This window comes from Nonomuraea sp. NPDC002799, assembly GCF_053592075.1.
The window spans coordinates 1-10,483 of sequence record NZ_JBSFVA010000086.1; the positions used below are offsets into that span (position 1 = coordinate 1).

The window sequence follows — 10,483 nt, forward strand, 5'->3', positions numbered from 1 at the left end:
AGGTCGCCCTCCCGCACCGCGAGCGACAACTCCTCGAACGTGCTCATGGCGGTCGCCAGGTAAGCCTGCGCGATGTCCGCCAGCGCCTCCTGCGACAACCCGGCCAGCTCGGGCGGAAGCGCGGCCGCCGCCGCCCACTCCGGGATCCGGGCCAGCACGTGCGGCCAGTCCACGGGCTTGGCCAGGTGGTCGTCCATGCCCGCTTCCAGGCACCTGATCCGGTCGTCCGGCATCGCGGCCGCGGTCATCGCGATGATCGGCGTGTGCGTCTCCTCGCGCTCCCTGATCTCCGCGGTCGCGGCCAGGCCGTCGAGCACGGGAAGCTGGCAGTCCATGAACACCAGGTCGTAGCCGCCGGCCAGCACCGCCCGCACGGCCTGCGCGCCGTCGGCGACCACCTCGACCTCGTGCCCGGCCTGCCGCAACACGATCTGCGCCACCTGCCGGCTCACCTCGTCGTCCTCGGCCACGAGGATCCGCGCCACGGTGCCGCTCCCCCCGGGCTCGGCGCCGTCGCCCGGCTCGCCCGGGCTCTCGCCGGCCCGCAGCGCGTTCTCCACGGCGGCCAGCAGGCGGCGGCGGCTGAGCGGGCGGGTGATCGACTGCACGGTGCGCTCGTCCGGGGCGACCGGCCAGGCGAAGCCCGAGCGGCCCGGGGTGACGACCACGATGACGCTGGTGGCGTGGAGCACCGGGTCGGTGAGGATGGCGGCGGCCAGCGACTCCCCCGAGCCGGAGTCCGGATCCGTGCCGGCCGCGCCGAGGTCGAGGGCGACCACCGCCAGCTCGTACGGCCGGCCGCTGCCCACCGCCGCCCGCAGCAGCGCCAGCGCGGAGACCGCGTCCCGCGTCTGCTCCACGGCGAGCCCGGCGTCCCCCAGGAAGCGCCCGGCCAGCGCGCGGTCCTCGGGCCGCGGGTCGGCGACGAGCGCCCGCCGCCCCTCCAGCGCGTCGGGGCCCGGCTCCGGCGCGCCCGCGTCGCCGGCCGCAGGATCGGCGGCGTGCCCGTTCAGGGCCGCCCTGCCGGCGGCCCGCCGGTCGATGCCGCCGCGGTCGGACCACAGCACCACGTCCACCGGCAGCGTCACCCAGAACCGGCTGCCCACGCCCTCCACGCTGTCCAGGCCGATCTGACCGCCCATGAGCTCGGTGAGCTGCCGGCTGATCGCCAGGCCCAGCCCGCTTCCGCCGGTCCTGCGGGTGATCGGCGAGTCGACCTGGCGGAAGACGCCGAAGACGCGCTCGCGGTCGCCCGGCCCGACCCCGATGCCGGTGTCGGCGACCGAGAACCGCAACACCACCCGCTCGTCGCCCCGCTCGCCCTCGTCCAGGCTGACGTGCAGGTCGACGCCGCCCTGGACGGTGAACTTGAGCGCGTTGCCGACCACGTTCGTGAGGATCTGCCGCAACCGCGCGGGGTCGCCCGTCACCTGCCGCGGCACGTCCTCGTCGAGCCGCAGGGTGAGCCACAGGCCCTGCTCGTAGGCGTGCGGCGCGAACGGCGCGACCACCTCGTCGCACAACCGCGGCAGGTCGAACGGCACCTCCTCGACCTGCAGATGCCCCGCCTCGATCTTGGACATGTCGAGGAAGTCGTCGAGCAGGCGCAGCACGTTGCCGGCCGACTCCTGGGCCGTGGTCGTGTAGTAGCGCTGCTCGTCGTCCAGCCGGGTGCCCATGAGCAGGGAGTTCATGCCGAGGACGCCGTTGATCGGGGTGCGGATCTCGTGGCTGATCTTGGCCAGGAACTCCGACTTGGCCGAGGAGGCGCTGACGGCCTCGTCCCTGGCCGCGGCCAGCTCGGCCGCGTACCTGGCCAGGGTCGCCTGCGCCCGGCGGCGGCCGCGGGTGGTGTGGATCTGCAGGCCCAGGCCGATGAGGATGAGGAGCGCCAGCAGGGCGGCGACGGTCAGCACGTTGGTCCGCAGTTGCTCGGCGGAGGCCAGGGCCTCGGCGGCCGACACCTCGGCGGTGACGGTCCAGCCGACGCTGGGGATCGGCTCGGACGCCGACAACACCGTGCCGTCGATGCCGTGGAACTCGCCGTCCCAGGTGCGGTTCGCCAGCGCGGCGTCCACGCGGGGGTCCTCGCGCAGCGAGGTGAGGGCGTACAGCTTCCGGCCGGGGTCGGCGACGAGCACGCCGGCCTGATCGGTGATCAGCAGCCGGATGCCCTGGGCCACCGCGGCCTCCTCGGCGAACTTCTGGATGGCGTCCAGGCTGTAGACGACCGTGAGGATGCCGATCATGCGCTTGTCGTCGGCGCTCGGGATCGGCGCGGCCACCGCGACGGCCCTGGACACGCCCTTCATCGTGGGCGTGTACGCCTGCGAGACGTGTGCCTGCCGGCTGTCGCGGACGGCGCGGTACCAGTCGGTGCCGCTGATGTCCTGGGGCAGCCCGCTCGGCGGTTCGACGCCCAGCACGTCGCCTTCCACCGAGATGAGGATCAGCCCGCTGACGCCGTCGCGCATGCGCTGCAGCTCGCCGAGGTGCCCCCGCATGGTGATGGGACCGAGGTCGCCGACCGACTCGCGCACGTCGGGCCGCTTGGCGAAGGCCGTGACGAGCTGCTTGAGCGAGCCCATCTGCTGCTCCACCACGACCCGGCTCACCGAGGCGGTGATCCTGACCCGGTCATGGACCTCGTCGCTCACCGCCTGCTCCGACAGGGAGATGCTGGATGAGGTCAGCAACGCCAGGGGGAGCAGGCCGAGCAGCGTCCACAGGGCCGTCACCGCGAGGAGCCATCTCACCGGCGTCCGTCCTCCCCTTCGTCACTCGCGCTACAGACTAAAGAGGATCACGCGTTCACGGAGGATCCTGGTGAGCAGAACGCGCAAAACACGATTTAATTTAACAAAAGGTGCTTAAGCTGCCTTGATCGCCATCAGATCGACGAGGAGCGTGGCTGTGCCTGAGCCCAGGGACATCACCGTTCTCATCGTGGACGACGACCCGATCGTCACCGCGACGCTGCACGCGCAGGTGAACCGGGTGCTGGGGTTCAGAGTGGTGGGAATCGCGCACACGGGGCAGGCGGCGCTGGCCGCCGCCGGCCGCTTCGCGCCCCGCCTCATCTTGCTCGACCTGCACCTGCCCGACCTGCCGGGACTGGAGGTCGCGCACCGCCTGCGGCGGGCGGACCTGCCGCCCTCCGACGTCATCGTGATCTCCGGGCACAACGAGTCGGCCGCGGTGCGCGCCGCCATGCGCCACGGCGCCCTGTACTACCTGGTCAAGCCCACCAGGGCGACCACGCTGGAGCAGACGCTGCTGCGCTACGCGGCCACGATCGAGCAGCTCGCCTCCGGGGTGCGCTTCGCCGAGCAGCAGGAGATCGACCGGCTCTTCCGCTCGCTCCACTCCGACCAGTCGCCCCGCCCGAAGAGCATCTCCGCCGCGACCGAGCAGGCGGTGCTGGACGCGCTGGCGGCGGTCGAGGACGACATCTCCGCGCACGAGCTGGCCGCCGTGATCGGCGTCAGCCGGGCCACGGCCCGGCGCTACCTGGAGCACCTCGCCGACCGGGGACAGGTCGAGGGCCGGCCCAGGTACGGGCCGACCGGGCGGCCGCAGCACCGGTACCGCGTACGGTGACCCCGCTCCGAGCCGCTCTGGTCGCCGTGCTGCTGTGCCTGCTGCCAGCGGGTTGCGCCGAGGCCGGCCCCTTCCCCGAGGGCTCGCCCATGGCGCGCATCAAAGAGCGCGGCGTCCTCACGGTGGGCATCAAGTTCGACCAGCCGCTGTTCGGCTACAAGGATCCGAGCGGCGGGCGGATCACCGGCTTCGACGCCGAGATCGCCCGGCTGATCGCCAAGGACCTGACCGGCAGCGAGCGCAACATCCGCTTCATCGAGACGGTCTCGCGCGAGCGGGAGAACTTCCTGTCCCAGCAGGTCGTGGACGTCGTCATCGCCACGTACTCGATCACGCCGGCCCGCGCCGAGCTGGTCGCCTTCACCGATCCGTACTACTACGCCGGGCAGGACATCCTGGTCAGGAACGGCGATATGAGCATCGCCGACCTGGACGACCTGGACGACAAGACCGTGTGCACGGCGCGCGGCTCGACCTCCGTCGACCGGCTGCGCGAGCGGGTGCCCGGCGCGGACCTGGAGATCGTCGACGCCTACAGCGAGTGCGTGCCGGCGCTCATCAACGGGCGGGTCGACGCGATCAGCACCGACGACACCATCCTGCTCGGCCTGCTCGCCAAGCAGCCGGACGCGCTGCGCCTGGTCGGCAAGCCCTTCGGGCGCGAGCCGTACGGGATGGGCATCCGCAAGCAGGACACGGGCTTCCGCGACTATCTCAACGGGCTGATCGCCCGGTGGCTGCGCGACGGCGAGTGGGACCGGGCCTACACCGGCACCATCGGAGTGTCCCGGACCAACCCCGATCAGTCCAAACCGTTCAATCGCTGAGCAGAACGATCACAAGCCCTTCGGTGACACATACGGCTCCTACGGTTACGCCAACGCTGACCGAGACAAGGAGCGTGAGGTATGACCGAGGCGGACCTGATCGTCCTGGACCAGGTCAACAAGACGGACCTGATCGTCTTGGACCAGGTCAACAAGCGCTACGGCGATCACCATGTGCTCAAGAACGTCGACTTGAACGTTCAGCAGGGCGAGGTCGTGGTGATCATCGGCCCGTCAGGGGCGGGCAAGTCGACGCTGTGCCGCGCGATCAACAGGCTGGAGACCATCGACTCCGGCACGATCAGCGTGGACGGCACCCCGCTGCCGGCTGAGGGCCGCCTGCTCGCCCGGCTCCGCGCCGAGGTGGGCATGGTCTTCCAGTCCTTCAACCTCTTCGCGCACAAGACCGTTCTGGACAACGTCGTCCTGAGCCAGGTCCACGTGCTGAGGAGGCCCAAGGCCGAGGCCGTGCGCAAGGCCCGTGAGCTGCTCGACCGGGTGGGCATCGGCGGGCAGGCCGACAAGTTCCCCGCGCAGCTCTCGGGCGGCCAGCAGCAGCGGGTGGCCATCGCCCGCGCGCTGGCCATGGATCCCAAGGTCATCCTGTTCGATGAGCCGACCTCGGCCCTCGACCCCGAGATGGTCAACGAGGTCCTCGAAGTCATGACGTCGCTGGCCCGCGACGGCATGACCATGGTCGTGGTCACCCACGAGATGGGCTTCGCCCGCCGCGCGGCCGACCGGGTCGTGTTCATGGCCGACGGCGAGATCGTCGAGCAGAACACCCCGGACGTCTTCTTCGACACGCCGAGCACCGAGCGCGCCAAGTCCTTCCTCGCCAAGATCCTCACCCACTGAATCACCGAAGGAGCCAGTCATGTTCGGGAGATCCCTTTACACCACGTTCGCCGTGATCGCGCTGGCCGCCACGGCCACCGCCTGCGGCGGTGGTGCGGAGAGCTACAACTCCATCGTGGAGAAGGCCAAGAACGACCACAAGCTCGTGATCGGCGTCAAGGCCGACCAGCCGGGCCTCGGTCTGCGCACCCCCGACGGGGCCTTCGCCGGCTTCGACATCGAGGTCGCCAAGTACGTGGCCAAGGAGCTCGGCGTCGAGGCCAAGGACATCGAGTTCAAGGAGACCGTGTCCGCCAACCGCGAGGCCTTCATCGAGCAGGGCCAGGTGGACATGGTCGTGGCCACGTACTCGATCACGGACGCCAGGAAGCAGAAGGTCTCCTTCGCGGGGCCGTACTTCGTGGCCGGGCAGGACCTGCTGGTCCGGGCCGACGACTCGGCGCTGACCGGGCCCGAGACGCTCAACGGCAAGAAGCTCTGTTCGGTCGCGGGCTCCACCCCGGCGCAGAAGGTCAAGACGGAGTACGCCAAGGAGGTGCAGCTCCAGGAGGAGCGGACGTACTCGGCGTGCGTGGACCGGGTGCTCGGCGGCCAGCTCGACGCCATCACCACCGACAACGTGATCCTGGCCGGCTACGCCGCGCAGCACGCCGGCAAGCTCAAGGTGGTCGGCAAGCCGTTCAGCACCGAGAAGTACGGCATCGGCCTGAAGAAGGACGACACGGACGGCCGCAAGGCGGTCAACGCCGCGCTGACCAAGATGTTCTCGGACGGGAGCTGGAAGAAGGCCATCGACGGCAGCGTCGGCGCCTCGGGCTTCGCCGCCCCCCAGGCCCCGACGCTGGAGCAGTACTGATCTGATGGACGCGCTGCTGATCGAAGGCGACACGATCCTCGCCGCCTTCTGGATGACGGTACGGCTGACGGCGGTCAGCGCGCTCGGCTCCCTGGTGCTGGGAACGTTGCTGACCGCCATGCGGGTCGCCCCGCTGGCCACCCTGCGCGGAGCCGCGACCGCCTACGTCGCGGTGGCCCGCAACACCCCGCTCACGCTGGTGCTGCTGTTCACGGGCCTCGGCATCGGGGCGAACCTCGGGGTCGAGCTGTCCGATGACATCGCGACCAACAACTTCTGGCTCGCCTCGATCGGGCTGACCGCCTACACCTCGGCGTTCGTCTGCGAGGCTCTGCGCTCCGGGCTCAACACGGTGCCCGTGGGGCAGGCCGAGGCCGCCCGCTCGCTGGGCCTGGGCTTCGTCAAGACGCTCGGGCTGATCACGCTGCCGCAGGCGTTCCGCGCCGTGGTGGCGCCGCTGGGCAGCATCCTCATCGCCCTGACCAAGAACACCACGATCGCCCTGGTGGTGGGCGTGAGCGAGGCGTCCGTGCGGATGCGCGAGATGATCGAGACGTACGGGGACCAGGTCATCCAGATCTTCCTGGGCTTCGCGGCCGGGTTCGTGATCCTGTGCCTGCCCATGGGCCTGCTGTTCGGCTGGTTGTCGCGCCGCGTGGCGGTGACGCGATGAGCTACGCCAACCTCTACGAGCCGCCCGGCCCGCGCGGGATCCGCCGCAACCGGCTCGCGGCGGCGGGGGTCGCGGTCGTGCTGCTGGCCGTGGCCTACCTGGTCTACGTGCGTTTCGACGCCAAGGACCAGTGGGCGGCGGAGAAGTGGACGCCGCTGCTGCGCGGGGACGTCTGGGCCACCTTCATCCTGCCGGGGCTGGCGGGCACGCTGGCCGCGGCCCTGGTCGGCGTGGTGCTGGCGGGCCTGTTCGGGCTCGTGTTCGCCACCGCCCGGATGTCGGAGCACCGGTGGATCCGGGTGCCGGCGGCGACGGTGGTGGAGTTCTTCAGGTCCGTCCCGCTGCTGCTGCTGATCTTCTTCGCGTTCTTCGGCTCGTACGTGCTCATCGGCGTCAACATCTCGGCCTTCGCCGCGGTCGTCTTCGGGCTCACGCTCTACAACGGCTCGGTCATCGCCGAGGTCATCCGCGCCGGGGTGCACAGCCTGCCCAAGGGACAGCGGGAGGCGGCGTACGCGATGGGCATGCGCAAGGGGCAGGCGATGCGCCTCGTCCTGCTCCCCCAGGCGCTCAAGGCCATGATGCCCGCCCTGGTGAGCCAGTTCGTGGTGCTGCTCAAGGACTCGGCGCTCGGGCTCATCGTCGGCTACGACGAGCTGGTGGACCGCGGTCTGAACGGCATCGCGGCCAACTTCTCCAACGTGATCCCGGCGGCGATCCTGATCGCGGCGATCTTCATCGTGATCAACCTGTCGCTGGACCGGCTGGCCTACCGGCTGAGCCGGCGCTGACGCGGACGCCCACCCGAAGGTCCGCTGTGCCGGGTCCGGAGAGGAAACCCCTCTCCGGACCCGTCGGCCGCGCTCCCGCGCGGCCCTATGCGCGGTCGTCGCCGGCGTTGCGGGGGGCCGGCTTGAGCGCGTGCACGATCCCCGTCTCCAGGCCGGTGTCGTAACCGGCGCTGAAGGCCGCCAGGAACGCCTCGTCGCCGATGGCGTCGCGAGCCTGCTCCTCGCACGCCTCGCGGGCCGCGACCCAGGCCCGGATGCCGATCTGCGCCCGGCCGACGGTGTCCCAGACCTGCTGGGCCAGGCCGAGCAGGAGGGCGGCGTGCGCGCCCTGGGCGGCGGCCGCCGCCGCGCAGGCGAGCACGTCGAGGGCCAGGGCGATGCCGATGTTGTCGTGCAGCCGGTGCTTGACCTCCAGCGCCGCGCGGGCATACGACTGCGCGGCCTCGGGCCGCCCGAGCGCCAGCTCCGCCTGGCCGCGGAAGAGGTCGGCGTAGGCGCGCATCCAGTGCTCGCCGTACCGGTCGCAGGCGGCGCACATCTCCTCCAGCGCGTTGATCGCCTCCTCGATCCGGCCCTCGGCGGTGTGCACGTGGGCGCGGCACAACTGGGCCAGCAGCGTGGGCAGGCTGAGGTCGTCCTCGGGCCGGTACACGCTCAGCAGCTCGTCGGCCAGGTCCATCGCCCGTGCCAGCTCGCCGCGGATCGTCGCCGCGGCCATCTCCATGGCCTGGGCGGCGAGCGCCGAGGGGGGGTCGCCGAGCTGCTCGGCCGTCGCGGCGCACTGGGCGGCCCACACGAGGCCGGCGGTGGCGTCGCCCTGCACGATGAGGGTGAGGCTGCAGACCCACAGGGCCCGGTTGCGCATCGTGCTCGGCTCGGTGTCGAGCGACAGGGCCCGTTCCAGGTAGTGGTGGCCCTCGCGGAGGAACCCGCACGGATACCAGAAGAACCACAGGGCCGCGGCCAGCTCGACCGCGGTGTGGTCGCCGGGTGAGGCGAGACAGAAGTCCAGCGCCGTACGCAGGTTGTCGTGTTCGGTCGTGGCCCTGTCGATCAGGGCGACCTGGTCGGGGCCGAGCCAGGCCGCGTCGCCCCGGCGGGCCAGGCGCAGGAAGAAGTCGCGGTGCCGGCGGCGCAGGTCGTCCTGCTCGTCCAGCTCGCGCAGCCAGCCCGCGCCGTACTCGCGGATGCTCTCCAGCATCCGGTAGCGCTCCCCGCCGCCGGTCGGCGCCCACGTCAGGATCGACTTGGCGACCAGCCCTTCGAGCAGCGCCGCGATGCCGCCGGCGGGCAGCCGCGCGTCGGCGCACACCTGGACGGCGGCCTCGTCCTCGAAGCTGCCGGCGAACACCGACACCCGGGCCCACAACAACCGCTCGGCGGGGGTGCACAACTCGTGACTCCAGCCGATCGCGGTCCGCAGCGCCCCGTGCCAGCGCGGCCCGGCGCGGAGCACCCTGCTCTCGTCGTCGCCCAGCAGCTCGAACCGGTCCTCCAGCCGTTCGCACAGCTCGTCGACGGTGAACTCGCGCAGGCGGGCCGCGGCCAGCTCGATCGCCAGCGGCAGGCCGTCCAGACGGCGGCACAACCGGGCCAGACCGGCCCGGTTGTGCTCGGTGACGGCGAAGCCGGGCACGACGACGGCGGTCCTTTCTGCGAGCAGCAGCACCGCGTCCTGCGGCCCCGTGCCGCCGGCGTCGGGGACCGGCAGCGGCTCGATGGTCAGCGCCTGCTCGTCCGGCACGTCCAGGGGGCGGCGGCTGGTGGCGATGACGGTGAGCTTGGGCGCGGCCTCCAGCAGCGCCCGCACCGTGCGCGCGCACGCGTCGATCAGGTGCTCGCACGTGTCCAGCACCAGCAGGAGCTCCCGGTCGGCCAGGTATTCGGCCAGCACCTCCATCATCGGCCGGGTCGTGCGGTCGGCCATCGGCAGCGCCTCGGCGATGATGTGCGGCACCAGCAGGCCCTCGTCCAGCGCCGACAGCTCCACCAGCCAGGCGCCGTCGTCGAAGCGGCCCCGCAGCGTGGCGGCGGCGCGCAGCGCCAGCCGGGTCTTGCCCACGCCGCCCACACCGGTGAGCGTCACCAGCCGGGATCGCAGGCACGATCTCCGGATCCTGGCCAGCTCCTCGTGACGGCCTACCAAACTCGACATCTCCGGCGGCAGGTTGCCCGCGTGCCGCCCACCCATCATCATGATCCTCACCCGTCCGGATCGGTCCGCCGCTCTCGGTGACGCCAGCTTGCCCGACGGGGATTCGATTCGCCGTGAGAAGTGCGAAAGTGACCGCTCAACCGAGGGGGCTCCGGTCGTCTCGGACGATCGGCGGAGCCCGCCGCGCGCGGCAGAGCCGTTGCCGGATGACCGGCTCCGCTGACGCGGGTCTCCTAGGCTGCGGCAGCGGCGGCGCGCATGCGGTCGAAGTTGGCCACGTACTGCCGGTAGACGCCCTTGTCGTCGAGCCGCAGCAGCGTCTCGTCGTTGTGGCGCAGGGACGTCTCGTTGTAGTTGTGGCTGCCGGTGAACACCACGTGCGCCTTGCGGTCGCCGGCGTAGGAGCCCTCGATCAGCAGGTACTTGGAGTGGATGCGGCCGGGCAGCGCGCTGCCGGAGCCGAGGGTGCTCAGCTCGACGCCGGGCTGCGCGGAAAGGACGGTCTTCACCTCGTCGTCGATGATCCCGTACACGACCTGGACCTCGCACCCGGCGCCCGCCAGGTCGCGCAGGCGCTCGGCGATGGCGACGCGGTAGGTGTCCCATTCGGACATGCCGACCCGGATCTTCGTGCCGCGCCGGCAGGAGACGTCGCCGAGGGCGTCCACGATGGGGTCACCGCTCGCCTGCGGGAAGAACCGGGCCCGCACGCCGCGGGTCTGG

The 10,483-nt window shown here is 71.3% G+C and carries 9 protein-coding genes; 6 read left to right on the forward strand and 3 right to left on the reverse strand.

Going from position 1 to position 10,483, the window contains the following annotated elements:
- The coding region (locus ACWD0F_RS51090; RefSeq protein ID WP_449890276.1) for a response regulator at positions 1-2,756 on the reverse strand (2,756 nt) is incomplete at its 3' end.
- A gap of 157 nt (positions 2,757-2,913) precedes the next feature.
- Between ACWD0F_RS51090 and ACWD0F_RS51095 the strand changes: the two genes are divergently transcribed.
- The 6 genes from ACWD0F_RS51095 (at position 2,914) to ACWD0F_RS51120 (ending at position 7,605) form a co-directional block, all read left to right on the forward strand.
- Positions 2,914-3,600, forward strand: a complete 687-nt coding sequence (locus tag ACWD0F_RS51095; RefSeq protein WP_449890278.1) for a response regulator — start codon at positions 2,914-2,916, stop codon at positions 3,598-3,600.
- Positions 3,597-4,427, forward strand: a complete 831-nt coding sequence (locus tag ACWD0F_RS51100; protein ID WP_449890280.1) for a glutamate ABC transporter substrate-binding protein — start codon at positions 3,597-3,599, stop codon at positions 4,425-4,427. The genes ACWD0F_RS51095 and ACWD0F_RS51100 overlap by 4 nt, the downstream gene beginning before the upstream one ends.
- 81 nt (positions 4,428-4,508) lie before the next feature.
- The gene (locus ACWD0F_RS51105; RefSeq protein ID WP_449890282.1) at positions 4,509-5,285 is read left to right on the forward strand and encodes an amino acid ABC transporter ATP-binding protein; all 777 of its coding nucleotides are present in this window, start codon (positions 4,509-4,511) and stop codon (positions 5,283-5,285) included.
- A gap of 19 nt (positions 5,286-5,304) precedes the next feature.
- Positions 5,305-6,141: a glutamate ABC transporter substrate-binding protein gene (locus ACWD0F_RS51110; RefSeq protein WP_449890284.1), complete on the forward strand. Its 837-nt coding sequence runs from the start codon at positions 5,305-5,307 to the stop codon at positions 6,139-6,141.
- A gap of 4 nt (positions 6,142-6,145) precedes the next feature.
- Positions 6,146-6,814 (forward strand): amino acid ABC transporter permease, encoded by a 669-nt coding sequence (locus tag ACWD0F_RS51115; RefSeq protein WP_449890285.1) that lies wholly within the window; start codon positions 6,146-6,148, stop codon positions 6,812-6,814.
- The gene (locus ACWD0F_RS51120; protein ID WP_449890287.1) at positions 6,811-7,605 is read left to right on the forward strand and encodes an amino acid ABC transporter permease; all 795 of its coding nucleotides are present in this window, start codon (positions 6,811-6,813) and stop codon (positions 7,603-7,605) included. Before ACWD0F_RS51115 ends, ACWD0F_RS51120 begins: the two co-directional genes overlap by 4 nt.
- Before the next feature lie 85 nt (positions 7,606-7,690).
- Here ACWD0F_RS51120 and ACWD0F_RS51125 read toward each other — a convergent pair whose 3' ends face one another.
- Both ACWD0F_RS51125 and ACWD0F_RS51130 read right to left on the reverse strand, forming a co-directional pair.
- Complete coding sequence (locus tag ACWD0F_RS51125; protein ID WP_449890288.1) at positions 7,691-9,802, reverse strand: ATP-binding protein; 2,112 nt, start codon at positions 9,800-9,802, stop codon at positions 7,691-7,693.
- A gap of 191 nt (positions 9,803-9,993) precedes the next feature.
- Positions 9,994-10,483 (reverse strand): phospholipase D family protein (locus ACWD0F_RS51130; RefSeq protein ID WP_449890289.1); only part of this gene is annotated, 490 nt, incomplete at its 5' end.

Bases quoted from the DNA above. Each gene is read 5' to 3' on its own strand.
- ACWD0F_RS51125 (WP_449890288.1), bottom strand. From the start codon at position 9,802: ATGATGATGGGTGGGCGGCACGCGGGCAACCTGCCGCCGGAGATGTCG.
- ACWD0F_RS51115 (WP_449890285.1), top strand. From the start codon at position 6,146: ATGGACGCGCTGCTGATCGAAGGCGACACGATCCTCGCCGCCTTCTGG.
- ACWD0F_RS51120 (WP_449890287.1), top strand. From the start codon at position 6,811: ATGAGCTACGCCAACCTCTACGAGCCGCCCGGCCCGCGCGGGATCCGC.
- ACWD0F_RS51110 (WP_449890284.1), top strand. From the start codon at position 5,305: ATGTTCGGGAGATCCCTTTACACCACGTTCGCCGTGATCGCGCTGGCC.
- ACWD0F_RS51105 (WP_449890282.1), top strand. From the start codon at position 4,509: ATGACCGAGGCGGACCTGATCGTCCTGGACCAGGTCAACAAGACGGAC.